Source organism: Rhodoflexus caldus (genome assembly GCF_021206925.1).
GTDB classification, from domain to species: domain Bacteria; phylum Bacteroidota; class Bacteroidia; order Cytophagales; family Thermoflexibacteraceae; genus Rhodoflexus; species Rhodoflexus caldus.
Genome location: NZ_JAJPRF010000018.1, coordinates 16,936 through 41,136 on the forward strand (window position 1 = coordinate 16,936; position 24,201 = coordinate 41,136).

Sequence of the window (24,201 nt, forward strand, 5' to 3'; positions counted from 1 at the left end):
GCTTATTTTTTAAACACGGAAAACACAGGTTTGCACGAACCTATTCATAAACATCTAAATCATCGTTCATATGTGTTTCCGCTTGAATCCGCTTTTTGAAAGACGCCTAATAGAAGAAATCGCAACTTGTCCACTTGCTACAAACGACTGATTTCCAGTGTAATATTCAATCGTGCCTGTTGTTCGGCACGGTCGCCGAGTTTGCCGTAAATAGCAGGCCGTTCCAGAAAAGTTGCCATTGCTTTTTTTCTGCCTGCATTGTAAATAAAATCGGGGTATATGCTGTATTCTTGGCGAATTTGTTGCGTATAGGTTTCATATGCCTGCGGCGGACTGCAAAGAATGGCCAAGTCAAAATCCAGCAACCACTGCAAATCATTGTCATCGGTTGCCCGATGATGCTTGGTGGCCAAAATGTAGTGCACTACTTTATCCTTTACCTCATCGGTTATATGCCAATGCTGCAACTCTTTGCGGGCAAACGCTGCACTGGCTTCTTCATTGTCTTTCCTGTGTGGCTTATAAACAACATCATGAAACCAAATGGCTAAAAACACTGCCGTAAAATCCTGTAAGTCGGTGCGATGCTGCTGTGCAAGCGACAACATTGCCGCTATGTGATGTAAGTTGTGATAAGCACGCCTTTTTTCCTGATAGGCACTGCACAGTCGTTCAAATGCAGCCGATAGCGTAGCCTCATCAGCGGCGTTTTGCAGTTCGGTCAGCCATTGTTGCCGGAGCGCCTCAATCATGGAAATAACTGCTGACTCCTTTGGCAATACACCACTGCGCGGTAATATAAGTGCCCATCACCACCACGCCCGATAGCGGCAGAGGAGCATAAAACTTGTTGAAAGCCAGATAACTATCGGAAATCATGAACAGCACTGCCCCAATGAAGGTCAGTGCTGCCACGCGTTGCGTCAGCAGATAAGCAGAAACAGCCATTACCACAATAACAGCTACGTACAAACCCACAGGCGTGCGCATAGCACCCAAATGTGGTGTTAAAACGATATACATACCGATACCTGCGCCAAAAAGCAACAACACCACCGGTTTAAGTACAATGCTCCCCAATGACAGATGGAACTTTTGCAAATAGGTGAAAACGAAAATATAGCTCACATGAGCCAGCAAAAATGCACCCAGTCCAAGGGTAAAATACCCCTCCGGCATCAGTGCCACATCCCCGAAAAAAGATAAAATAAACGCTGCAATCATGCCGTAAACAGCCGTAGCAGGTGCTTTTTTACCCGCCACGCTAAAATAGAAAAAAGCAGCCAGCAGCGGCATCAGTAAGGGTTTGGAAAATTGCACCAACAGCGGCTGCGCAAGCAAGTGCCCCAGTAAATTAACCGCACCGGCAATAAAAAATAAAGTTTGCAGTATGTTAGTTTTTTGTTCCATGTGGTTGCTTTATTAGAGTGATGCAAAAGGTGTACTGCCGTATGCACCTCGGGGCTGCACGTACACCTTTTGCAATATAAAGCATTTTTGCAGCAAAAAACTTCTATTGTTTGAACCAACACAAGGCAGCTTGCCTGCTGTCAAAATATCTTATTCCTACCGAAGGTATTACGCCTGCCGCATCCACTGTCAGCTCGGTTGATAACTGCGCTATCAATCCCTGAGGAAATATCAAAGCGTATTTCTTTAAACCAACAGATATACAGGCCGTTGCAAGCGTCTGCGCTACCCAATCCTGCATGTGGACTTCATAGATGAACTGCCTGTTTGAATCATCGGCCAAAAAATACTTCGGGCGATGTGTTTGTATCAAATCCGCTACCTGTGCTATGTTATGCCTAAGGTCGGCTTCCGTTATTTCTCCGTTCCCTTCTTTCCAACAGCTTATCATTATCTTATCTGCTTCGTCAAAATACATTTTGATAAATGACAATTCTTCAATCGGTTGCATAGGGTAAATTCTTTTGATGACTCTCTAATATAAGCCATTTTTGCAGCATACAGTTTTGCTAACCTTGTTTTTTAGCCATGCCGAACCGCACTACACCGCCACACATTGAAAAATTTATCATTCGTGCCAATGAGGTAGATATGTTCAATCACCTGACCTTGCCTGCTTTGGCTAATTTTTTACAGGAAGCCGCCAATTGGAATGCCCATAATCTTGGGTTCTCCTCACAAGTTTTGCAGGAGCGCGGACTTTCGTGGGTGCTGGCACGTATGCGCATAGAATGTTTCGGCTGGCCGCAACTGCGCGAAGAAATTCAGGTACTTACCTTTCCGTCGGGTATGGATAAGTACTATTGCTACCGCGACTACCGAGTGATGGACGCCAAAGGCAACATGCTCGCCCAAGCTACTACATCTTGGCCTGTAATTGACTTGGAAAAGCGACAGATGATTGCTGTACCCGACTTTATCCGTGAATTTCCCGTATCGGAGGAAACTCCGCTGCCGCGTGCATCGGGGAAAATCGGCAGTGTAGAAAACCCCACTTATACCGCTGATTTTCAGGTAGGTTGGCATCACATAGACAACAATCGCCATACCAATAACATGTACTATTTTCAGTGGTTGGCAGAAACGCTCCCCGCTGATTTTCTGGCCACTCACCGGCTCAAAGAGTTGGATATTATGTTCCGCATGGAAAGCAACCTCGGCGACTGCATCAAGGGTAAAGCCGAGCAAGAATCTGATGGGCAGCCGCAGTTTCGCCACAGCCTAACACTGACCGACTCGGGCAAAGAGTTGGTTCAGGCAAGAACGGTGTGGGAGCATGAGATGATGAAATAATTGATGAATTGATAACAGAGTGCCATACAAAAGCGCAAGTGGTTTGCAAAAATGCTTTTTGTAAGTTATTGAAAAACAACTATTTAAACCTGATAGGTTTTGAAAACCCGTCAGGTTTGAGTATATCAGCCAAAAAATTGCTGCCAGTCGTTGCTGTGGTCTTGCTCGAAGGTATGCCGGAGCAAGTGTTGCAGTTGAAAAAATGCAGAACGGTCATAACTGCCGTTCATCAGGCCGTTGTTGAGGTGATGGATGTGGTGGCAAACCTCGGTGAGGCTTTCAAAAATATGCGAAGTAACCAAGATGTATTTACCCTGAGCAGCTAACATCCGTATGGCCTGCTGAAAAGCCAGTGAACCCTCCAAATCTACTCCATTGAAAGGCTCATCGAGCACAAATACGGGACGATTGAGTGCCATCAGCCCCATAAAAGCCAGTTTTTTGCGCATACCCGTTGAATACTCATCTACCAAACGGCTGAGCGGCAGTTTAAAAATGCGATTCAGTATTTCAAAATCGGCCTGCGGATTCTGGGCAGCAAATAGCGAAAGGTACTCATACCCTGTAATGTAGCTGTACAAATAATTGTGCGTAGGCAAAAAAGCAACATCCTTTTGCGTCATGCGGCTTCCGTTAAGAGCACATTCGCCCTGCTGCATTTTTAAAAGCCCGCTAATCAGTTGTAAAAGCGTTGTTTTACCTGCACCGTTCATGCCCACCAAACCGTGAATTTCTCCCTGTGCGATGGAAAACCCCACGCCCCGAAGCGCTTCCACATTGCCGTAGCGATAAAAGATGTTGTGCAACCGCATCATACAGTTTGAAAAATTAGCATTTGAAATGCTAACTTAGCCGCATTAATTGAAAATGTGAAATGCAAACTTCCGATACAGTGATGATGGTACGCCCTGCCCACTTCGGATTCAATCCGCAAACGGCAGGGTCTAATGCGTTCCAAAACCCCGAAGCAGCCAAAAAAGCTACCGAAAACATCCACCTGCTCGCTTTACAGGAATTTGACGGATTCGTGGACATATTGAAACAAAACGGCGTGAACGTAATCGTTGTTTACGATACACCCGAGCCAATAAAACCCGATGCCATTTTCCCCAACAACTGGATAACTTTCCACGAAGACGGAACCGTTATATTTTATCCCATGCAGGCAGAAAACCGCCGCTGGGAACGCCGCAGAAGCATTTTAGGACTTCTTAGAGATGAATTTGACATTCGGGAAGAAATAGACCTTTCGCATTACGAAGCCGACAATAAGTTTTTGGAAGGAACAGGCAGCATGATTTTTGACTATGACAATAAAATTTGCTACGCCTGTTTTTCGCCCCGTACCGATGCCGAAGTTTTGGCCGATTTTGCCAAAAAAACGGGGTTCCGCGTTGTATCCTTCCATTCAAGAGACGAAAACGGCAAAGACATCTACCACACCAACGTAATGATGTGCGTAGGCACAAACTACGTCGTGATTTGCCTCGAGTCCATCCCCGAAGGCGAACGCGAAAGGGTTATGAAAGAAATTATTGATTCAGGTAAAGAAATTGTTGAAATCAGCTTTTTGCAGATGAACCAATTTGCAGGCAACATGCTGGAAGTACACAACAACAAAGGGGAAAAACTGCTCGTCATGTCCGACCAAGCCTATCGTTCCCTGAATCAGACCCAACTGACGCAAATCGGCAAATATGCGCGCCCGGTTTTCGCACCGCTCTACACCATAGAGGCTAACGGTGGCGGCAGCGCGCGCTGCATGTTGGCAGCGGTACATTTGCCCAAAAAAAAGAAGTAATTTGCAAGCCTTATCAGATGTTCCATCAAACTATGGTCGCCCATGACAAATGCTGAAATGCAGGCCAAAATCAGGCAAGTTTATGAAGAAGTAAACAAAGTTGTCGTAGGACAACGCTACATGATTAATCGCCTGCTCATCGGACTGTTTACCAACGGGCATATTTTGCTCGAAGGTGTACCCGGATTAGCTAAAACACTGACTGTCAATACCCTTGCACAGGTTTTGCACCTCGATTTTCAACGCATCCAATTCACGCCCGACCTGTTGCCGTCCGATTTGGTCGGTACGATGATTTACAACCAGCGCACCGGTGAATTTGAGGTCAAAAAAGGGCCTATTTTTGCCAATATGATTTTGGCCGATGAAGTGAACCGCTCGCCTGCCAAAGTGCAAGCAGCCTTGCTGGAAGCCATGCAGGAAAAGCAGGTAACAATCGGAGAAACCACATACCCGCTCGACAAACCCTTTTTGGTACTTGCCACACAAAACCCGGTTGAGCAAGAAGGAACGTATCCACTGCCCGAGGCACAGTTAGACCGATTCATGCTCAAAATTTTTGTCAGCTATTTAGACAAAGAGTCTGAACTGGAAGTCATGCGCCGCATGAGCAATATGTCGTTCCAGCCGACCGTTAATGCAGTGCTCAGCAAACAGGAAATTTTCCAAATTCGCGATGCTATCAATCGCGTAACTATCTCCGAATCATTGGAAAAATACATCGTCGAGTTGATTTTTGCCACCCGCAAACCCAAAGAATACAATCTGGGCGATATGGCCAATTACATTCAGTACGGCGTATCACCGCGCGCCAGCATCAACCTGAACCGCGCTGCCAAAGCCGTAGCATTCTTTGAGGAGCGCGACTTCGTGCTGCCTGAGGATATCAAAGAAGTAGCCTTTGATGTATTGAACCACCGCATCATTCTAAACTACGAAGCTGAGGCAGAAGGTATTACGAGCCGTGAAATTATTGATACCATTCTCAAAAAAGTACCGATTAACATTTAAGGGCTTTGCAATCAACAAGATATGCCCAACCAACGGTGCGCTGCGAACCGTTGGTTGGATTGTTTTGCTGTTCAGCCTGCACTGTTGCTTTCCCGCATATGCACAATACCGATTGGCTTGGCAAGATATGGACAGCCTGAATCGCACATTGCAAACGGGTAAATCTATCCGCCTCCGAAAGTTTGAAGGCACACTGCCTAACGGCAAAAAAATAGCTGCTTACTTGGCTGTTATCAACCTGAAAAACAAGCGCTTACGCATTGAGACTATACCGGCGGCGGCAGGCAAAGGGCTTTTGCTCACGTCCGAACTTGCACGGCAGTTCAACAGTTTGGTAGCCATCAACGGCGGCTATTTCACTTTCAAGCCCGATACTGCCCGCAATGGACTTAGCTCCGTAAGCCTGTTAGTGCACCGCGGGCAACTGCTGACGGGGCATGTATTACCCGTTTTCCGCAAAGACAGCACGGGTGTCAACCGCGCTTTGTACCCCACCCGCAGTGCAGTAGGTTTTGCAGGCAATCGGGCAAATTTTGCATGGACTTTCACGGACAGCAGCGGCAATACGTGGGCATATAACAAACCCAACCCCTTCACTGTCAAGCCTTTGCAGCAAAATCCGCCTACACGGTTTTTTCCCGCTGTCCCTTACAAGTGGCAAGCACCCGAGATAATGGGCGGAGGCCCGATGTTAGTGTGGGAGGGTAAAATATTCATCACCGACAGCGAGGAGTGGTTTACACAAATTGCCAATGCCAACCCGCGAACGGCGGTCGGTTTAGACCGCAAAGGCAGGCTGCTACTTTTGGTAATAGACGGCAGGCAACCCGGATATAGCGAGGGTGCTACTTTCACCGAACTTGCCGAAATTTTTATGGGGTTGAATGCCCGTTATGCTGTCAATTTGGACGGAGGCGGCTCCAGCACAATGGTCGTGAAAGGTAAGATAATCAATCGCCCCTCCGACAAAACAGGCGAGCGAAAAGTGGCTTCAATTTTGGCAATAAGCAATTGAGTAGTTGCGGAGCGCATCTTTTCTGTGAAAGCATTTCCATCTGCATGTTGATGTCGTGCGTTTTTAGTTCCTTAACCTGCCAAGTCTGCATAAAAAATGAGCAACCGCAGTACAGTTGCTCATTTTCAGCAGAAATCATCAAAAATAAAAGACTCAACTATTAGCAAGTTCTAACCTACGCGCGTGCGAGCGCTTTTTCTTCCGTAGTAGCCCCTTTGGCAATGGTATAGATTACCAAACCGAAACCGATTTTATTCACAGCATCTGCGATGTTGTAGGCAAGGTCTACGGGTGAAGATTTTGTGGGGTCATAGCCTTCTACCAAACCATGCAGCAAATTACCGGGCAACATCATGTAGCCGATGGGATAGATTGCCCAGCCTACCAGCGTAAACCAACGCAACACATTATAACCTTTCTGCACAACGGGATTGTTGCTTGCAGCAGCTACTTTCGCGGCCTCGCCCATGTAAATCTCGTAGATAATCAGTGCCCAACCGAGCGTAGAAATAATACCCCAAAGTACGTTTTGCTCAACAACCACCGCTTCTCCGATGTAACCGGCTACCAGCATCACCAGAGAACCCAGAATCAGTCGTACAAGCATACCGGATTTTGCACCGGCAGGTTTTAAAATGAGGTAATATTCAATACACATCAACGGAACGGTCAGCGTCCAGTCAATGTACCGGAATTGCGTAGGCGATGTTGCTGTTTCCAACCATACACCCCTCATGTAGAAGTAGTGAACAGCCGCAATAAAAGTAATCAATGCCGAAACCAGCAAAGATGTCTTCCATTTGTCGGATACCGTTCCCCGCTCTACAATAAAGAAAATAGAAGCAGCCAACATAGACATGTAGCCTGTGAAGAATGTGAATCCGATGTAGTCTCCGGCGCGGAGCGTAGCATCGAGTAATACCGGTGAGTTAAACATAGCAGTAAATAATTAGTGGTTGAATAATTAAGCAGTTGTTTTTTCATTCTATCATAAAAAAATTTGTGCGCACAATTTGTTTAAGTTTTTGTGTATTTTCTTAAACATTTTTTATAGGACATACTTACAGACACAACCGCATGTTAATTTCCTGCTAAATCTGCGCACCTGTTTCTTTTGGTAAAGCCCGAAACGGTATTTTTACCGACCTCAAATAACAACAACTATGAAACGTTTGATTTTCGGCACACTTATTCTCACAGGCTTGCCACTACTTACCCAATGTCAATCGCCCGATATGCAGAAACCTCGCGAACAATTTGACTTACAGGGACACCGCGGCGCGCGCGGGCTTGTGCCTGAAAATACGATTCCGTCTATGCTCAAAGCATTAGACTACGGCGTCAATACGCTTGAATTGGACGTAGTTATCAGCAAAGACAAAAAAGTGGTGGTTTCGCATGAGCCCTTCCTGAACCATAAAATTTGCAAAAACGCACAAGGGGAAACCATTAAAGAATCGGAAGAGAAAAACTACAACCTCTACCAAATGACTTATGACAGCATTGCCCGTTGCGACTGTGGCAGCATGGGCAACCCGGGCTATCCCGAACAGCAAAAAATGGCTGCGTTCAAGCCTCTCCTCTCCGATTTGATAGATGCTACGGAAAAATATGCCCGCGAAAAAGGACTGCCCGCACCGCGCTATAACATAGAAACCAAAATAGAACCCGAAAGTGATAACATCTACCATCCTGAACCACAGGAGTTTATGGAATTGGTTTATCGGGTTGTCAAAGAAAAAGGCATTGCAGAACGCACCTGCATACAGTCGTTTGACGTGCGCACTTTGCAGGTACTGAAAAAAATGGACGATAAAATTACCATTGCATTGCTGGTTGCCAAAAATCCGTTCTATGAAAACGCTATCAAAGAATTGGGCTTTAAACCTGATGTTTACAGCCCCTATCACCTGCTGGTAACATCGTCGCTGATTGAATACGGCCAAAAAGAGGGCATCAAGATTATTCCGTGGACTGTCAATGATTTTGACACCATGAAAAAACTGGCGCAAATGGGCGTAGATGGCATCATCACCGACTATCCTGACCGCGCACAGGGATTGTTTGAACCAAAGAAATAAACCTTTGCTAACGCGGCAGTCCTTTCAAAGCAGCTTTTGCCTTGCGGTCAATGCTTGCCTTGTAAGGATGCTGCCGATAATCCAAAGCCCGATTGAAATAATAGCGGGCTTTTTTTGTATCCTTTCTGTAATCGCGATGAATGATACCTGCCTGCAAGGCTGCATTCGGCAGAAAATACCATGCTGCCCCTCCGGCCTCTGCAAGGCATTGTTCATAGTGCAAAAGGGCTTCGGTCAAATGATTCAATCGGTGCACATTGCGTGCCTTGCGGTAGTGCCACTCGCAGCGACTGCCTTTATCAAGTGCCTGTATATCAATTTGTTGAATGATATGCATAGAGCGCTCAAAGTAGCCGCCATCTGTCAGCAAACGGGCTTGTATCAGCCGCCTGTCGGGGAGTGGCCGCTGTGCCGCAAAATAGGCAGCATTTTTATCCGCTTCGGTTTGTGTGCGACCTGTGGCGGCAATTTTGCTCAATGCTGCTATCGCCTCCGCATCGCGGTTTAGCAAAAAATAGCACCAAAAGCGTTTCAACTGCGCATCTTTGAGCAAATCCATTCCCCGATGCTTTTTTTCAAATAAATCCAGCCATTCAAGTGCCTCCCGATAATTTCCGCTATTAAGTAAGGCCGTCGCCTTCTCCCAACAAAGCAGCGAAGGTGCATCGGCAGGCAAATCGGACAGGAGTTGCAGTGCCTTTTCGCTGTTACCGGCCTTGCGAAACGCCGCAGCAACAATCCATTTGCCATGAGTTACATCGGCCAAGGTATTTGCTCCTGCTTCATCGCCCAATTGTGTTTTTAGCCATATTTGCCACAATCGTGCCTCAGCGGCATATGCCGAATTACCCGCCGCAACTTCCAATAGCATCCGAAAACCTTTGGATACATCGCCCGAAAGCCCCCAAAGCGACAACAGCCACTCATACTGCGCAGGCACAGCCCCAAAAAGCACTTGCAAAACACCCAGCGACTTCTTGTTGCCCTCAAAATCGGGATATAACCGGCTGTTGGTTTCCAATAATTGAAAGGCTTTGCGGATATTCCATGCCGCCGTCAGCGGTTCATCAAAAACAGCCTGTGCCAAAGCCCACTGCAAACGGATTTCGGCTTGCAAAAACAGGTAAAAAGGCGATTTTTTATGACTTTGCTCAATTAGCAGCAATCGTTGCTCACGCAAGTAAAACTTATTGATATACAATTGCTTATCCTGATTGCCAATCATTTCCAATACATCTGCCCAATTCTCCAAATACGGGCGAACCAGATTATTCTCCGGTATCGGCTCAATGGCAACCCGTGCCGATGAAAATCGGAGGTTCAACAAATGGCTATAGGCCTCCCGCTCGGCATCTCCGAAATGAAAATAAGCAGCAGCAGAAGGGCTCTTCGGACGGGAAATAGCTGATAATGATGCTGATAAGCAAAAAAATAAAAGTATTGCTTGAATACTTCGTACAAAAAGATGTACCTTTAACCTCATATTGAGCAACTTACCCGCAAAAACTGTGCTTTCCCTATGAAACATAAATCGGATGAAATAGAAAAGCGGTATTACAGCATTGGTGAAGTGGCACAAATGTTTGGTGTTGCCCCTTCCAAAATCCGCTTTTGGGAAACACAGTTTGACAGTATCAAACCTCGCAAAACGCGCAACGGTATCCGCCAATATACCAAAACCGAAATTGAGAACATCCAAAAGATTTATCATTTGGTAACAGTAGAAGGCTACACGCTGCAAGGAGCCAAAGATGCACTGCAAAATAACAAGCCCACATCTGCCGGCATAGCCCCTGTAACGCAAATTGCCGACCTCATCCGCGAATTGCAGCAAGTGCGCGACTTCCTTTCAGCTTTGAAAGAACGCCTCAATTGAGTTCTTTTGCACGTATTTTTTTCCTGAACATGACTCAATTTAAACGACATACCGTTACTGCCGCTTTGCCTTATGCAAACGGCCCTTTGCATATTGGCCACATTGCGGGCGCTTACCTGCCCGCAGATACCTACGTGCGCTATCTGCGCCTGAACCGCGAAGATGTAGTGTTTGTATGCGGGAGCGATGAATACGGAGCAGCCATTACCATCCGTGCTAAAAAAGAAGGCATCACTCCGCGCCAAATCATTGATAAGTACCATTCCATCAACAAAAACGCATTTGAGCGATTCGGTATCAGCTTTGACATTTATCATCGCACATCCGAACCCATCCACACGGAAACTTCACAGGCTTTTTTCCTGAAACTGCATGAACAAGGCCTGTTTGAGGTACAGGAAAGCGAGCAGTACTACGACGAGAAGGCACAGCAGTTTTTGGCCGACCGCTACATTATGGGTACTTGCCCGAAATGCGACAACCCCAAAGCCTATGGCGACCAGTGCGAAAAATGCGGCAGCAGCCTCAGCCCCTTAGAGTTGAAAAATCCTATTTCTACGCTGACAGGCACAACACCCGTGCTGCGCAATACCAAACACTGGTACTTGCCCATGCACCAATTTGAACCATGGCTGCGCGAGTGGATTGTTAATGAAAAACAAAACCAATGGAAGCCCAATGTTTACGGGCAGTGCAAATCGTGGATAGAACAGGGCTTACAATCCCGTTCCATGACACGCGACTTAGACTGGGGCGTACCCGTTCCCCTGCCCGAAGCTGCGGGCAAGGTGCTTTATGTGTGGTTAGATGCCCCCATCGGTTACATCTCCGCCACCAAAGAATGGGCAAAAAACAACGGGAAAAATTGGGAAGACTACTGGAAAAGCCCCGATACCAAGCTGGTACATTTTATCGGCAAAGACAATATTGTTTTCCATTGCATCATCTTCCCGATTTTGCTGAAAGCACACGGCGAATTTATTCTGCCTACCGATGTACCCGCCAACGAATTCCTGAATCTGGAAGGCGACAAAATCAGCACCTCGCGCAACTGGGCTGTCTGGCTGGATGAATACATGGACAGCTTCCCTGACCGCACCGACGAACTGCGCTACGTGCTTACATCCATCAGCCCCGAAAACGGCGACAGCGAATTTACATGGCGTGATTATCAGGCACGCGTAAACAACGAGTTAGTGGCAGTGCTCGGCAACTTTGTCAATCGCGTGTGGGTGCTGATGCACAAATATTTTGAGGGAAAACTGCAAGGCAGCGGCACCATTGACTTTACCGATGAAACCCTCCGCCAAGCAACGGTTGAAACTTACGATGTTTTACAAAAAAGCCTCAGCAGCTACAAATTTAAAAACGGCTTAAATGCGGTGATGGATTTGGCACGTGCCGGCAATAAATACCTCACCGACGGCGAACCATGGAAAAAATTTGGCAGCGAGCCCCAAAAAACGGCCGAAATCCTCAACAACTGCGTGGTACTGACGGCACATTTGGCCGTTTGTATGCAGCCTTATTTACCGACAACAGCCGCCAAACTGTTCCGGTTGTTGCAAATGCCGCAAACTACCTACTGCTGGGATGAACCGCTTGTTCTGCAAGCAGGCCATCAGTTGGCACAGCCACAGTTGCTGTTCCAAAAAATTGAAGATGCGGAAATAGATCAACAAATTCAGAAATTGGAGAAAACCAAACTGACACAATCACCGGCCGCACCTTTGAAGGAACAAATCACCTACGAGGACTTTACCAAACTTGATATCCGCGTAGCAACCGTGCTTGCTTGCGAAAAAGTACCCAAAGCAAAAAAACTATTGCAACTGACCTTAGACACCGGCATAGACCAACGCACGGTAATCAGCGGCATTGCCGAATATTTTGAGCCCGAGTCGCTGGTCGGCAAACAAGTACTGCTGTTGGCCAACCTCGCACCTCGCGAAATGCGCGGCATCGTTAGCGAAGGAATGATTCTCAGCGCACAAGACCGCGACGGCAGATTAGTACTCGTAGGCCCCAATGATACGGTTATCAGCGGTTCACAGGTAAGCTAACACATTGATAGTCAGAACCTCAAAAAAAAATTAAAACTTTTTAAGAATTAAGGGTTACCTTTTGCCTGCTTTCGGTATTAAGCACCAGAATTTGAAACTTTTCAAAACCCAAAAAAATTTAAGTACAATGAAAGCTCTGAAATTATTCATTCTGGTATCTGTATTTGGTTTCTTCGCTGCTTGCGGTGGTGCTAAAACTGAAGAAACTTCAACTACTGACTCTACTGCTGTAGAAGCTCCTGCTGAAGCTCCTGCTCCTGCTGCTGACTCTACTGCTGCTCCTGCTGACTCTACTGCTGCTCCTGCTGCTCAGTAATCCGCATTGACAACAACTCAAACCTATTAAAACTTGCCTGTTCGCTTTTTTGGCGGACAGGTTTTTTTATTCAAAAAACATTACCTATCTTTGCGCCGTCAAAATCGTTCCTTTATTTGATAATGTTTCGCGCTTTGCTTGTTTGCAATGGTTCATCCATGTTTCCACCAAACATCCCTTTATCCGAATATTCGTGTGTCGGCAAAGCCTATGATATTATCTCTAAGGCGGGGTTTTGTTTGAACTAATTTTTGGAAATTATTAACCATTTCATGGAACAAGTAACATTTGATTCTCTTCCGCTGTCAAGCGGAACCTTGCAAGCTATTGCCGATATGGGCTTCACGCTTGCCACTCCCATTCAATCACAAGCTATCCCTCTTGCCATACAAGGACTTGACGTGCTCGGACAAGCTCAAACCGGCACAGGCAAAACAGCAGCCTTCGGCATTCCGATTGTAGAAGCAATTGACTCCAACAGCCGCGAAACACAGGCTTTGGTGCTGTGCCCTACCCGCGAACTGGCCGCACAAATTGCCGAAGAAATCAAGAAAATTGCCAAGTACGAACCCAATCTGAACGTTGTGGCCATCTATGGCGGCGACAGTTACGAGCGGCAACTGCGCGAGTTGAAGCGCGGCGCACAGGTGGTTATCGGTACGCCCGGTCGCGTGATAGACCATTTGGAAAGGGGCACGCTGAAAACCGATGCCATTCGCATTGCCGTTTTGGATGAAGCCGACGAGATGCTTAACATGGGCTTCTTGGAAGACATGGAAAAAATCCTCGGCGGCCTGCCCGAAGACAGGCAAACCATGCTGTTTTCGGCAACTATGCCCAAGCCCATTCTGGAACTGACCAAAAAGTTTCTCCATGAGCCTGCACACGTAAAAATTGAACGCACTACGCTGACCGCCTCTTCCATTGCTCAGTACTATTTTACCGTAAAAAGCAATCAGAAGGTGGAACTGATGGCGAGACTCATTGAAAAATACGATGTCAAGTTGGCCATTACATTCTGTAACACCAAGCGCATGGTAGATGAGTTAGTGGCAGAACTGCACGTAAAAGGCGTTCAGGCAGAGGGGCTGCACGGCGATATGAGCCAAAGCCAGCGCACCAGCGTTATGTCGCGATTCCGTAACGGCATTACGCACATTTTGGTGGCTACCGACGTGGCTGCCCGCGGTATTGACGTAAACGATGTGGATGCCGTATTCAACTACGACATTCCTAACGATATTGAGCAATACGTACACCGAATCGGCCGTACAGGTCGTGCCGGCAAAACAGGAATTTCTTTCAGTTTTATCACACCCCGCGAATTGGGCAAACTGCGTGAAATTGAGCGATTTACCAAGTCGCGTGTAGAAAAAGGCGAAATTCCGATGCCGCAGGAAATTGTACAATTGCGTCGCGAACGCTTTGCAGGAAAAGTAAAAGCGGCAGTAGCCGAAGGCGGTTTAGAAAACTTTTCAGCACTTATCAACCAATTAGTGGCAGAAGGTTATTCGGCAGAAGACCTCGCGGCAGCACTTGCAAAAATGGCAGCCGGCGAAATCAACCGTCCGTTTGGCGAATTGGATATTATTACCGACCGTTCTTCGCAACAAGCATCCCGATTTGGAAGAGGGGACGGTTTCAGCGACAATAGCCGCCGCGATGGACGTGGTAACGGCAGAAGCGAACGCGGCAGCAGCTACGGTCGCCGTGAGGAAAGTAGTCGCGGAGGCTATCAGCGCGCCGGCAATGATAAAATGATTCGCTTGTTTGTTGGCTTAGGACGCAATGAAAAAATCAGCAAAGGCGATATTTTGGGCGCTATTGCCAACGAAACAGGCATCAACGGAAAAAATATTGGCAGCATTGAAGTTTTTGATAAGTTTTCGTTTGTAGAAATTCGCGAACAAGACGTACAAATGGTTATGCGAGTTATGGGCAAACGCAAAATCAAAGGCAAATACCCCAATATGGAAATTGCCGATTAATTTGCCCTGCACCTCAAAACAAAGCTATCTGTCAATACGGGTAGCTTTGTTTTTTTTATGCAAAATCACCATTGGCGGGAGATGAAAACTGCACATAAGCTACGAAAAACCAACAAGTTCCCCGACATGCGAAAGCATAAATGATTTGCCAAAAATGTTTGTGTAAATCATTGAAAAACAATCATTTAAATCCAACTATACTCCAATACGCGTCAGTTTTTTGTATATATCGGCCTTAGCGACAAACCACACTGCTAAAACAAAGGGCTGCCTCGCAAGAGCAAGCAATTTACACCGTAAATTTGCGGTATGGAATCAACGCAACAAGAGATGCTGCCTGTAATGGAAGCATTCTATACAATACAAGGGGAAGGCCATTGGCAAGGACATGCGGCTTATTTTATTCGTTTGGGAGGCTGCGATGTAGGCTGTGTGTGGTGCGATGTGAAAGAATCGTGGGATGTGAATGCACACCCCCGAATTGCCGTTGCCGATATTGTCGCACAGGCTTTGCAGCACCCTGCCCGTATAGCAGTCATTACAGGCGGCGAACCGCTGATGCACAACCTGAACAGCCTGACAAGCACACTCAAAGCCGCCGGATTCCGCACGCACATTGAAACATCGGGTGCGCACCCTTTTTCGGGAATATGGGACTGGGTTTGTTTTTCACCCAAAAAATTTATGGCACCCAAGCCTGAAATTTATGCCCACGCCAACGAACTGAAAGTGGTTGTTTACAACAAAAGCGATTTTGACTTTGCCGAAAAGTTTGCGGCTGTTGTTCCTGCCGACTGCCGACTATTGCTACAACCCGAGTGGGACAAATCGGCACAAATGATGCCGCTGATTGTGGACTATGTAAAAGCACATCCGCAATGGCAAGTTTCGCTGCAAACACATAAATTCATGGCGATTCCGTAGTTTTTGACGATGCGCAAAAAAGATTTACAAGCGCTGCTGGATGAGCAGGCCGCCCGTTACAACCGCCCTGAATTTATTGCCGATGACCCGATTCAACTGCCGCATCGCTTTGCGCAATTGCAGGACAAAGAAATAGTGGGCTTGTTTGCAGCTGTACTGGCATGGGGACAGCGCCAAACCATCATCCGCAGTACAGAAAAAATTATCGCGCTGATGGGCGGCGAACCTTATCGCTTCGTTTTACACCACCAACCTGACGACCTGATTCCGCTGCAAGACTTTGTGCATCGCACATTCAACGGCACCGATTTGCTGTATTTCATCCACTTTCTGCGGTGGTACTACGAGCGCAACGAAAGTTTGGAAACAGCCTTCAGCAATGGCATCAACCCGCGCGATTTGACCGTAGAAAACGGTTTGATTCACTTTCACCGCCTGTTTTTCAGCTTGGAAGATGCCCCTGTACGCACCCGCAAGCACATTGCCACACCCGAGCGAAAATCGGCGTGCAAACGGCTGAATATGTTCCTTCGGTGGATGGTGCGCCGCGATGATGCAGGGGTGGATTTTGGCTGCTGGCACCGAATCAGTCCTGCACAATTGGTTTGCCCGTTAGATGTTCACGTGGAACGTGTCGCGCATAGGTTAGGGCTGCTCAAACGCACCCAAAGCGACTGGCAGGCTGCATTAGAACTCACGGCCAATTTGCGCAAGTTCAATAATCACGACCCCGTGCGCTACGATTTTGCCCTGTTCGGGCTGGGGCTGGCAGACAAGGGCTACCAACTCTCTACCGGTGTTTAATTGGAAGAAAAAAAGTTGCTTTGGTACCGCTTTCAGGCGCAGTTTTATCTTCTATTCGCACTTCGGCTTTGTAACCAGATTGTTTTTGCAACAACTCCAAACGACTTTCTAAAATCTGTGAGGACATGGATACATGTCCACGCGCTGATTTGGATTTTGCGGCCTCGTCTCTACCTACCCCATTGTCTTCAACAACAACGATGAGTTGGTCGCCATTCAGGGTAAAATTGATGCGAAGCAAACCATTTTCTTGTATGTTTTTTAAGCCGTGTTCTACTGCGTTTTCAACCAGAGGTTGAAGCAGCATCACAGGAATCAGCAATTCTTCGGTTTCCAAATTGCCATTCTGCTCAATTACATAGTCAAATTTATTGCCGAACCTGAGCTTTTGTAAATCTAAATAATTTGTCAGCATGACTATTTCATCGTCCAGCGTGGTAAACTCCTTTTCCGACTGTTCAAGCGTTTGCCGCATCAGTCGTGAAAATTTGGCGATATAATTTCCTGCTTTTTTGGGTTCATCTTTTACCATCACATCCTGCACGGCAGCCAGCGCATTAAAAAAAAAGTGCGGATTCATTTGCGCCCGCCGCCAGCGCTGCTGTGCAAGTAAAAGGTCATAACGGGTTCGCAACTGCTTGTTGTTCAGGAAGATATAAACCACTGCAATCAGCAATACGGCAATAATGATGCTGCCTGCCAGCAATGCGTTCCGACGGTCTAACGCCAGTTGCTGAATGGCTGCTTCCTGTTCTAATGCCTGAATTTCATTTTCCTTCACTTCCAAATCAAAGGCTGCCTGCAACTCCGCCACTTGTTTGCTGCGTTCGGTATTAAAAACACTGTCGGAATACTGTTTGTGCAACCTGTGCCAGCGGAAGGCAGAGCGAAAGTCTTGACGGATGGAATCCAGCATGGCATATGTATTGTAAAGCCGTGCCAGCTCGCGCACGGCACCGATTTGCTTGGCTTCTTTGATACCGTCTTCCAAATACTGCTCGGCCAGTGCATAGTTGCCGCTTTCCATGTACTTTTCGCCGATATTGTTGTAGGAAAACACCATCAGGTAGCGATTGCCTAAGGCTTTCTCAATCTCCAATGCCTCCAAATAGTATTTGAGTGCCTGCGATGTTTTGTTCATTTTTTCATAAACGCCGCCCAGAAAATTCAGCGCATAGGCCTCGCCGGACTTATTGCCCAGTTGCCGGTGCAGGGCAAGCGAACGTTCTACGTAAACAAGCGCTTTGTCAGGCTGTCCCAACAGGTTGTAAAGGTTGCCAATGTTACCTGTGATGATGGCTATCGGAAAAGGCTCCTGCAATTTTTCCATGATTTTCAGTGCCCTGAACATGTAGTTAATCGCTTGTTTGTAGTCTTTCATATCTTGATAAACAGCGGCTATGTTGTTCAGGGCGCGGGCTGTTCCCTTGCGCTCGTTGAGTTTTTCATACAAACGGGCAGACTCCTGCAAGTAACCCAATGCCTCCTTGTGCTGCGACTGGTCGCCAAGCAGCGAGCCAAGTCGCATGGCAGCATCTGCCGTGCTAAATGCCCGATTCTGTTCTTTGGCAAGCCGATAAGCCTCTTTGCAATTGATAATGGCATCTTTGTAATTCCCTTGTTCGGTTTGGAGGGAAGCCAATGCAATCAGCGTTTGTATTTTTACGGTATCGGTGTCGGAAAGGGACGTTGCAACCTGTTGCAAACTGTCAATTGCAGGCTGTTGTGCTTGCAGGGCAGCACTTGAGAAAAGCATCCACAAGCCAAAGATTATCCGATTTAACTGTTTCATGTCGGTTTTTTGGTGCAATTTAGCCATTGGAACACTTTTTGGCTACTGTTTTCAGTAATCACAAAACGACGCACAGCATACAAAACCCTATGAAAATTGCCATTATAGACGACGAGGCACACCACCGAAGCTATTTGAAAGAACTCTTGGCCGATTGCGCATCTGCCATGCAGTTGGTAGGCGAGGCAGACAGTGTGTCGTCTGGAATCAGTCTGATTCGCGAGACAAGGCCAGATATATTGCTGCTCGACGTTGAAATGCAGGATGGCACAGGCTTTGACCTTTTACAAAAAATACAGCCCGTTGAGTTTCAGGTAATTTTCACTACTGCCCATCAATCATTTGCTATTCAGGCGTTTAAGTTTAGTGCGATTGACTATTTGTTGAAGCCTGTTGAGAACAATGAATTGGTAACTGCCTTGCAGCGCGCCTCGGAAAACAAGCGATTGAGCGATGTGCAAGTACAACTGACCGCACTGATGGGTAACATCCAAAGCCTCAGCAATGAGCCGCGCAAAATTGTTTTGAAAGATGCGGAAAATATACATCTGGTAGCTATCAGCGATATTATTCGCTTGGAAGCCGCCAACAACTACACCTTGTTTTGTTTGGCCGACCAGCGCAAAATCATCGTTTCCAAAACATTAAAAGATTATGAACGCCTGTTGGAAGAACATTTTTTCTTTCGTTGCCATCAGTCGCACCTGATTAACTTGCACTATTTGCAACGCATCGGCAAAAAAGACGGCGGCAGCGTAATCATGAAAGACAATTCGGAACTTCCGCTGGCTATCCGCAAACGCGATGCCCTGATAGAACTGTTAGAAAAAATGTTTTCCTGAAAATTTCCCAGTATGAAAAGCCTCGTTCGCCTGACGGCGGCAGTTGTGCTGACAATGGTTGCATTGAGCGCAAATGCCCAAATTAACAAACAGAAAATCAACGAATTACTACCCGGCAAGCGCTGGGCATTGGCACTTTACATCGTACAAAGCTCATTGGGGGCGGATACTATTTTGCGCGTACACGACTGCGCCAATGAATTTCTGGAAGTAATGCCCAACGGCACTTTTCTTTCTTCCAATTTGCGCAAAGCAGGTACTTGGCAAATTATGGACGATTCTACGGTTCTTTTCAAAAAACCTTCGGGGGCAAAGCTCATGCTGGCAAAAATCAACTATCTGACAGCAGACAGCCTCACCATTACCGACTTTGCCAAAAACAAGGACGCTTTTGTGCAAACCTTTAACAAATGCCGCGCCGATGATGCCACCTTTGTAGATTCGCGCCCCGAGTTCAGCCTGCTGGAAACTTGGTCGGTTATTGCAGGGGCACAGTACTTCCGCGCCGGATTTGCCGAGTTGGGCATCGCACGAGGCGACCTGACACTTTGGAACAGCCTGCTGTACTCCTACGGCGCACATGTGGAGTTAGCCCCGTGGAACAATATTTACGGATTAATGGCGCACGGATGGATAGAAGACAAGCGATTCCTGTTTGGCGGAGCCGTGGGTGCGTACAACGACACCAAACATACATATGTTGCATTTCGCCCCTCGTTGGGCTTCACAGCCAAGCAGTTGCTGCCCAAGGGCTACTCCCTGCATCTGGCTTACGGTTATAACTTCATCATCGGCGAACAGCGAAACAATAACATCAACCTGCACAATATTTCCCTGCGCGTGCGCATTCCGTTCAGCAAGCAGGAAAGAAAAGTGCGCCGCTTTGAAAATCAGGAATATGAATAGTCAAATCCGTTTATCTTTGGCATTTTAAGCGAACTATGTTACGAGATTCTGTACGTGTGTATGCGCCTGCAACGGTTGCCAACGTTGCCTGCGGGTTTGATGTGCTTGGTTTTGCCCTCTACGAGCCCGGCGACGAAATAGTGATGCGCAAAACCAACAGCGATAAAACGGAAATTGTACTGATTACGGGAGACGGCGGCAAACTCAGCCGCGATGCTTCTAAAAATACGGCCGGTGTGGTAGTGGATGCGTTTTTGCAACATATCGGGCAAAAAACGGGCATTGCCATAGAGTTACACAAGAAAATGCCGCTTGGCAGTGGTCTTGGTTCCAGTGCGGCAAGCGCCGTAGCAGCCCTTTTTGCCATCAACGAACTGATGGGGCAACCCCTGACCCGTTTGGAAATGCTGCCCTTTGCCATGGAGGCCGAGCGACTTGCCTGTGGTGCTGCCCATGCGGATAACGTAGCACCGTCTTTGTTGGGCGGCTTTACCCTTGTGCGCAGCTATGAACCGCTGGATGTTATCAAACTCAACACTCCGCCCGACTTGGTGGCTACCGTTGTGCACCCACACATAGAAATCCGCACGGAAGATGCCCGCAGCATTCTCCGCAAATCCGTAACGCTTAAAGATGCCATCATACAGTGGGGCAATGTGGGCGGTTTGGTGGCAGGGCTGCTCATGTCGGACTATGCGCTGATTGGCCGTTCGCTGCACGACCAGATTGTAGAGCCTCTGCGCGCGCTGCTGATACCTAATTTTGCGCAGGTAAAAAAAGCAGCCATGCAGGCCGGGGCATTGGGTTGCAGCATTTCGGGGTCAGGCCCTTCCATATTTGCCCTTAGCACATCGCACGAAACAGGGCAGCGCATCGCAGATGCCATTACTGCCGCTTTTGCAGAGGTTAATATCGCTACGGACTGCTACGTTTCGCCTATCAACGCCGAAGGGCCGCGCCTGCTGGATTAAATTTTCTGTGAGCAGCGGTATTTTTGGTAACAAAATTGCCCTAAGAGTTTTCGTCTAACCAACCCAATAGCACAAGATGACGCAAACTCGTACAATTTTCTATTGGCTCGCAGCCGGTCTGTTCTTCATTAGCCAGTCCCTGATGGCGCAAAATTGGGAAACCTTGTTCACGCAAGGGCAGCAGGCACTCGCAAAAAAAGACTATAAAACGGCTGTTTCAGCCTTAGAGCGCGCCTTGCCAAATGCCGAGCAGGAGTTCAAAACACAACATCCCAACTATGTTAAAACCCTCTACACGCTTGCAGAAGCCTACAAAGGCATCAACGAAGCCAAAAAAGAGCGCACCTGTTACCTGACCATCCTCAACGTAAAAAAAGACCTGCGCGAAGAACGCACCAAAGAGTTTGCACAGTTGCAATTTCTGACTGCCGTTACTTACGTACAAACCAAAGAATACCCCAATGCCGAGAACTATTTCACCCAATCGCTATCATTGCAAAAGTCGCTGAAACAAGACCAAACTGCCGACTTTGTTGTTACTCAACACGAATATGCCCGATTGCTGCGCCTGACCAATCGCTTAGACAAGGCAGAAGCACAATATGTACCTGCCTACGAACAAGGCATCAAATTGCTCGGCAATAAAAACCCGCGAATGGCAGAAATGGCAAGTGAGATGGCAGATGTTTACTTCCGCCTGAAAAACTACGAAAAAGCCAACGAGTTCTACCTGAAATGGATTGACCTTTGCAAAGCCCAGCAGATTCCGCCTGCACAATACTATACCGCCTACTATCAGTTGCACATGGGCTGTAAACTGCTTAACAAACCACAAGAGAGCATCCGATACGGCAATGAGTATATCAGCCATGTACAAACAAACAACGCAGGCAAACTCACGGAAGAACTTGACAAAGTCATTAAAAACTATGCAGAGATGGGCGAATATGCAGCTGTTGCAGCAATGAGTCAGCAAAAAGCCAATGCCGTTAAATCTGCCCATACCGAGCAAAGCATGGAATATGCCTCTGCCCTTGCACAATTGGCAGCGGCAGAATTGCGCATCGGTAAAGCCAACGAAGCGGAAAACAACCTTAAAAAAGCTATTGAAATCAGCAAAGCCAATAAGAAAACACCTGAGCATGAGGCAGTTTGCGTAGAGCAAATGGCAAAACTGGCCGCACTGTACAAGCAAACAGGCAATAAAGCCAAAACAGAAACTACCCTGCTGGAAGTAGCCGAACAAGCCAAAAAACTGAATGACAAACAGGTGCAATATGCCAAAGCCATAGATTCGCTTGCCTTTTACTACTTGGCCATACCCGATTTTGCCAAAACCGACTCCTTGTTGAAGTTCAACATTGAACTGCGCAAGAAAAACCTCACCGATAAACATCCGGACTATGGTGCATCGCTTGCCAATTACGCAGATTTCCTGATTGCGCAAAATAAGCTCGAGGCAGCCGAACCCCTCCTGAAACAGGCCAACCTCATAGATGCCAACTATCACGGCAGAGGCAGCCTCGAGTATACCCTCAGCACGCTCAAACTGGCAGATTTGGCAGCCTTGCGCAAAAACTATCCGGAGGCCATGCGCCTGTACAGAAGCATGTTAGACAATCAGCGTAAACTGCAAGGCGAGCAAAGCCCTGCTTATCAGGCAACTCTGAAAAAGATTGCAGACATTAACGCAGAGATGAATAAAAAGTAAAATTTATGACACAAAGATGCGTTATACATCTGTAAACGACGATTACAAACCTCAATGAGATAATCCGATGGTACAAAAAGTTTTATTTTTTTGCTGTTTTTTTCTAAAAATCTCCCTTGCGCTATTTGCGCAGGAGTCCTCTCAGTTAGAAAATGTGCGGGTACTTCTGGACGGCGGCAATAAGTACACCCAAAGCGGTGTTGTTACACTCAAAATTGAAGCAGCAGGAGCCCGCCAAATGATGGTGAGCCGTTTCCCCAACTTAGACGGCGCAGAATGGAAAGAATTTCAAAGCGATTATGGGCAAATCAATCTGGGGAACGATGAAGGCGAAAAAAAGGTATATGTAAAACTGAAAGACAAATACGGCAACGTAACCGCCCCCATAGAAGCTACCATCACGTTAGACCGCACGCCGCCCAAAAATCCGAAAATTGCCATCAATGCAGAGGGCGGTTTTGTGAACAACCCCGAAAGATTGGTCAGCTTAGAGCTTCAGGCCGAAGAAGCTAAGTATATGATGCTCAGCAATGTATCTACTTTTAAGGATGCACGCTGGCAAATCTATCGCACCACTTTGCCCAACTGGAAATTAGAACCCGGCGACGGGCTGCGCAAAGTGTTTGTCAAATTCAGGGATGAAGCCGGCAATGAATCAGCCGTTGCCTCTGCCGAGATTTTTGTGGATGCCATCCCTCCCGTTGACCCGCGCATCACCATCAACGGCGACCAGAAATTCACCACCGATATCAACGGTAAAGTATCGCTTGCCATTTTTGCCCGAGGAGCCAACGATATGAAAGTCAGTGAAAAAAGTGACTTTTCCGATGCCGAGTGGCAACCCTATAAAACCACGATGGAATGGAAATTTGATTCGGAAAAACAAGGCGTGCGCACCATTTATGTCAAGTTTCGCGACCAAGCACAAAATGAATCGGGCGTAGCTTCCGACAACATCATTTTAGACAACATGCCGCCTGAGGATTGCAGCGTAGTTATTAACGGCGGCGCTAAATATGCCGAAGACCCGGACAAGTTCGTAGAGTTAAAACTCTCTGCCAAAGGTGCGTTGTTTATGATGATTAGCAACCACCTCAACTTTGCCGGTGCGCGCTGGGAGCCTTTCAGAGAAACCGTTAAATGGAAACTTACCGGCGAAAATGGTGAAAAAACGGTTTACGTGCGTTTCAAAGACGAATACGGCAACGAAACAGGTATCGTAAAAGCAAGTATCATTCTTGCGATTTAGCAGCCTGCAAGCAAAATTAGCGATATGCTTTTTATCGCTAATTTTGCTTTTATGATGCAATACAAGTTTTTAAAATGGGCATTGGCCG

23 protein-coding genes are annotated in these 24,201 nt (G+C 47.1%); 16 read left to right on the forward strand and 7 right to left on the reverse strand.

The window, feature by feature from the left end; translation table 11 throughout:
• Positions 1 to 137 precede the first annotated feature (137 nt).
• The 3 genes from NDK19_RS14825 to NDK19_RS14835 form a co-directional block, all read right to left on the reverse strand.
• Positions 138 to 752, reverse strand: coding sequence for an HD domain-containing protein (locus NDK19_RS14825; RefSeq protein ID WP_250632687.1), 615 nt, complete (start codon positions 750 to 752; stop codon positions 138 to 140).
• A complete protein-coding gene (locus NDK19_RS14830; RefSeq protein WP_250632688.1) occupies positions 745 to 1,410 on the reverse strand; it encodes a lysoplasmalogenase in 666 nt (221 codons plus the stop codon). The genes NDK19_RS14825 and NDK19_RS14830 overlap by 8 nt, the downstream gene beginning before the upstream one ends.
• Before the next feature lie 103 nt (positions 1,411 to 1,513).
• A complete protein-coding gene (locus NDK19_RS14835; RefSeq protein ID WP_250632689.1) occupies positions 1,514 to 1,921 on the reverse strand; it encodes a SpoIIAA family protein in 408 nt (135 codons plus the stop codon).
• Positions 1,922 to 1,998: 77 nt separating this feature from the next.
• Between NDK19_RS14835 and NDK19_RS14840 the strand changes: the two genes are divergently transcribed.
• On the forward strand, positions 1,999 to 2,763 hold the full coding sequence (locus NDK19_RS14840; RefSeq protein WP_250632690.1) for an acyl-[acyl-carrier-protein] thioesterase: 765 nt from the start codon (positions 1,999 to 2,001) through the stop codon (positions 2,761 to 2,763).
• Positions 2,764 to 2,888: 125 nt separating this feature from the next.
• Here NDK19_RS14840 and NDK19_RS14845 read toward each other — a convergent pair whose 3' ends face one another.
• Positions 2,889 to 3,578, reverse strand: coding sequence for an ABC transporter ATP-binding protein (locus tag NDK19_RS14845; protein ID WP_250632691.1), 690 nt, complete (start codon positions 3,576 to 3,578; stop codon positions 2,889 to 2,891).
• Positions 3,579 to 3,637: 59 nt separating this feature from the next.
• Between NDK19_RS14845 and ctlX the strand changes: the two genes are divergently transcribed.
• The 3 genes from ctlX to NDK19_RS14860 are packed head-to-tail and all read left to right on the forward strand — an operon-like array spanning position 3,638 to position 6,590.
• The gene (gene ctlX, locus NDK19_RS14850) at positions 3,638 to 4,564 is read left to right on the forward strand and encodes a citrulline utilization hydrolase CtlX (RefSeq protein ID WP_250632692.1); all 927 of its coding nucleotides are present in this window, start codon (positions 3,638 to 3,640) and stop codon (positions 4,562 to 4,564) included.
• Between the two features lie 42 nt (positions 4,565 to 4,606).
• On the forward strand, positions 4,607 to 5,575 hold the full coding sequence (locus NDK19_RS14855; protein WP_250632693.1) for an AAA family ATPase: 969 nt from the start codon (positions 4,607 to 4,609) through the stop codon (positions 5,573 to 5,575).
• Entirely contained in the window at positions 5,529 to 6,590 is a 1,062-nt protein-coding gene (locus NDK19_RS14860; protein ID WP_250632694.1) for a phosphodiester glycosidase family protein, read from the forward strand. Before NDK19_RS14855 ends, NDK19_RS14860 begins: the two co-directional genes overlap by 47 nt.
• 175 nt (positions 6,591 to 6,765) lie before the next feature.
• Here the strand turns inward: NDK19_RS14860 and NDK19_RS14865 are convergent, their stop codons facing one another.
• Positions 6,766 to 7,527 carry a bacteriorhodopsin-like gene (locus NDK19_RS14865; RefSeq protein WP_250632695.1) on the reverse strand — a complete coding sequence of 254 codons (762 nt, stop codon included), beginning with the start codon at positions 7,525 to 7,527 and terminating at the stop codon, positions 6,766 to 6,768.
• Between the two features lie 226 nt (positions 7,528 to 7,753).
• Here NDK19_RS14865 and NDK19_RS14870 point away from each other — a divergent pair, with 226 nt between their 5' ends.
• Positions 7,754 to 8,671, forward strand: a complete 918-nt coding sequence (locus tag NDK19_RS14870; RefSeq protein WP_250632696.1) for a glycerophosphodiester phosphodiesterase — start codon at positions 7,754 to 7,756, stop codon at positions 8,669 to 8,671.
• A gap of 7 nt (positions 8,672 to 8,678) precedes the next feature.
• Here the strand turns inward: NDK19_RS14870 and NDK19_RS14875 are convergent, their stop codons facing one another.
• Positions 8,679 to 9,998: a TTC39/IML2 family protein gene (locus tag NDK19_RS14875; protein WP_250632697.1), complete on the reverse strand. Its 1,320-nt coding sequence runs from the start codon at positions 9,996 to 9,998 to the stop codon at positions 8,679 to 8,681.
• 192 nt (positions 9,999 to 10,190) lie between these two features.
• Between NDK19_RS14875 and NDK19_RS14880 the strand changes: the two genes are divergently transcribed.
• From NDK19_RS14880 to NDK19_RS14905, 6 genes are all read left to right on the forward strand, one after another.
• Complete coding sequence (locus tag NDK19_RS14880; RefSeq protein WP_250632698.1) at positions 10,191 to 10,547, forward strand: MerR family transcriptional regulator; 357 nt, start codon at positions 10,191 to 10,193, stop codon at positions 10,545 to 10,547.
• 29 nt (positions 10,548 to 10,576) lie between these two features.
• Positions 10,577 to 12,610 carry a methionine--tRNA ligase gene (metG, locus tag NDK19_RS14885; protein WP_250632699.1) on the forward strand — a complete coding sequence of 678 codons (2,034 nt, stop codon included), beginning with the start codon at positions 10,577 to 10,579 and terminating at the stop codon, positions 12,608 to 12,610.
• A 127-nt stretch (positions 12,611 to 12,737) separates the two neighbouring features.
• Positions 12,738 to 12,926 (forward strand): hypothetical protein, encoded by a 189-nt coding sequence (locus NDK19_RS14890; RefSeq protein ID WP_250632700.1) that lies wholly within the window; start codon positions 12,738 to 12,740, stop codon positions 12,924 to 12,926.
• 272 nt (positions 12,927 to 13,198) lie between these two features.
• The gene (locus NDK19_RS14895) at positions 13,199 to 14,914 is read left to right on the forward strand and encodes a DEAD/DEAH box helicase (RefSeq protein WP_250632701.1); all 1,716 of its coding nucleotides are present in this window, start codon (positions 13,199 to 13,201) and stop codon (positions 14,912 to 14,914) included.
• A gap of 309 nt (positions 14,915 to 15,223) precedes the next feature.
• Positions 15,224 to 15,838, forward strand: a complete 615-nt coding sequence (locus NDK19_RS14900; RefSeq protein WP_250632702.1) for a 7-carboxy-7-deazaguanine synthase QueE — start codon at positions 15,224 to 15,226, stop codon at positions 15,836 to 15,838.
• Between the two features lie 9 nt (positions 15,839 to 15,847).
• Positions 15,848 to 16,642 (forward strand): TIGR02757 family protein, encoded by a 795-nt coding sequence (locus NDK19_RS14905; protein ID WP_250632703.1) that lies wholly within the window; start codon positions 15,848 to 15,850, stop codon positions 16,640 to 16,642.
• Here NDK19_RS14905 and NDK19_RS14910 read toward each other — a convergent pair.
• Positions 16,629 to 18,434, reverse strand: coding sequence for a tetratricopeptide repeat-containing sensor histidine kinase (locus tag NDK19_RS14910; protein ID WP_250632704.1), 1,806 nt, complete (start codon positions 18,432 to 18,434; stop codon positions 16,629 to 16,631). The genes NDK19_RS14905 and NDK19_RS14910 overlap by 14 nt on opposite strands.
• An 89-nt stretch (positions 18,435 to 18,523) precedes the next feature.
• Here NDK19_RS14910 and NDK19_RS14915 point away from each other — a divergent pair, with 89 nt between their 5' ends.
• The 5 genes from NDK19_RS14915 to NDK19_RS14935 all read left to right on the forward strand — a co-directional run bounded on the left by NDK19_RS14915 (position 18,524) and on the right by NDK19_RS14935 (position 24,113).
• Entirely contained in the window at positions 18,524 to 19,276 is a 753-nt protein-coding gene (locus tag NDK19_RS14915) for a LytR/AlgR family response regulator transcription factor (protein WP_250632705.1), read from the forward strand.
• 12 nt (positions 19,277 to 19,288) lie between these two features.
• Positions 19,289 to 20,182 (forward strand): hypothetical protein, encoded by an 894-nt coding sequence (locus NDK19_RS14920; protein ID WP_250632706.1) that lies wholly within the window; start codon positions 19,289 to 19,291, stop codon positions 20,180 to 20,182.
• A gap of 35 nt (positions 20,183 to 20,217) precedes the next feature.
• Positions 20,218 to 21,153: a homoserine kinase gene (locus NDK19_RS14925; RefSeq protein ID WP_250632707.1), complete on the forward strand. Its 936-nt coding sequence runs from the start codon at positions 20,218 to 20,220 to the stop codon at positions 21,151 to 21,153.
• A gap of 76 nt (positions 21,154 to 21,229) precedes the next feature.
• The gene (locus NDK19_RS14930; RefSeq protein ID WP_250632708.1) at positions 21,230 to 22,864 is read left to right on the forward strand and encodes a tetratricopeptide repeat protein; all 1,635 of its coding nucleotides are present in this window, start codon (positions 21,230 to 21,232) and stop codon (positions 22,862 to 22,864) included.
• Between the two features lie 67 nt (positions 22,865 to 22,931).
• A complete protein-coding gene (locus NDK19_RS14935; RefSeq protein ID WP_250632709.1) occupies positions 22,932 to 24,113 on the forward strand; it encodes a hypothetical protein in 1,182 nt (393 codons plus the stop codon).
• Positions 24,114 to 24,201 lie beyond the last annotated feature (88 nt).

Bases quoted from the DNA above. Each gene is read 5' to 3' on its own strand.
- NDK19_RS14825 (WP_250632687.1), bottom strand. From the start codon at position 752: ATGATTGAGGCGCTCCGGCAACAATGGCTGACCGAACTGCAAAACGCC.
- NDK19_RS14830 (WP_250632688.1), bottom strand. From the start codon at position 1,410: ATGGAACAAAAAACTAACATACTGCAAACTTTATTTTTTATTGCCGGT.
- NDK19_RS14835 (WP_250632689.1), bottom strand. From the start codon at position 1,921: ATGCAACCGATTGAAGAATTGTCATTTATCAAAATGTATTTTGACGAA.
- NDK19_RS14840 (WP_250632690.1), top strand. From the start codon at position 1,999: ATGCCGAACCGCACTACACCGCCACACATTGAAAAATTTATCATTCGT.
- NDK19_RS14845 (WP_250632691.1), bottom strand. From the start codon at position 3,578: ATGATGCGGTTGCACAACATCTTTTATCGCTACGGCAATGTGGAAGCG.
- ctlX (WP_250632692.1), top strand. From the start codon at position 3,638: ATGCAAACTTCCGATACAGTGATGATGGTACGCCCTGCCCACTTCGGA.
- NDK19_RS14855 (WP_250632693.1), top strand. From the start codon at position 4,607: ATGACAAATGCTGAAATGCAGGCCAAAATCAGGCAAGTTTATGAAGAA.
- NDK19_RS14865 (WP_250632695.1), bottom strand. From the start codon at position 7,527: ATGTTTAACTCACCGGTATTACTCGATGCTACGCTCCGCGCCGGAGAC.
- NDK19_RS14870 (WP_250632696.1), top strand. From the start codon at position 7,754: ATGAAACGTTTGATTTTCGGCACACTTATTCTCACAGGCTTGCCACTA.
- NDK19_RS14880 (WP_250632698.1), top strand. From the start codon at position 10,191: ATGAAACATAAATCGGATGAAATAGAAAAGCGGTATTACAGCATTGGT.
- metG (WP_250632699.1), top strand. From the start codon at position 10,577: ATGACTCAATTTAAACGACATACCGTTACTGCCGCTTTGCCTTATGCA.
- NDK19_RS14890 (WP_250632700.1), top strand. From the start codon at position 12,738: ATGAAAGCTCTGAAATTATTCATTCTGGTATCTGTATTTGGTTTCTTC.
- NDK19_RS14895 (WP_250632701.1), top strand. From the start codon at position 13,199: ATGGAACAAGTAACATTTGATTCTCTTCCGCTGTCAAGCGGAACCTTG.
- NDK19_RS14900 (WP_250632702.1), top strand. From the start codon at position 15,224: ATGGAATCAACGCAACAAGAGATGCTGCCTGTAATGGAAGCATTCTAT.
- NDK19_RS14905 (WP_250632703.1), top strand. From the start codon at position 15,848: ATGCGCAAAAAAGATTTACAAGCGCTGCTGGATGAGCAGGCCGCCCGT.
- NDK19_RS14910 (WP_250632704.1), bottom strand. From the start codon at position 18,434: ATGAAACAGTTAAATCGGATAATCTTTGGCTTGTGGATGCTTTTCTCA.
- NDK19_RS14915 (WP_250632705.1), top strand. From the start codon at position 18,524: ATGAAAATTGCCATTATAGACGACGAGGCACACCACCGAAGCTATTTG.
- NDK19_RS14920 (WP_250632706.1), top strand. From the start codon at position 19,289: ATGAAAAGCCTCGTTCGCCTGACGGCGGCAGTTGTGCTGACAATGGTT.
- NDK19_RS14925 (WP_250632707.1), top strand. From the start codon at position 20,218: ATGTTACGAGATTCTGTACGTGTGTATGCGCCTGCAACGGTTGCCAAC.
- NDK19_RS14930 (WP_250632708.1), top strand. From the start codon at position 21,230: ATGACGCAAACTCGTACAATTTTCTATTGGCTCGCAGCCGGTCTGTTC.
- NDK19_RS14935 (WP_250632709.1), top strand. From the start codon at position 22,932: ATGGTACAAAAAGTTTTATTTTTTTGCTGTTTTTTTCTAAAAATCTCC.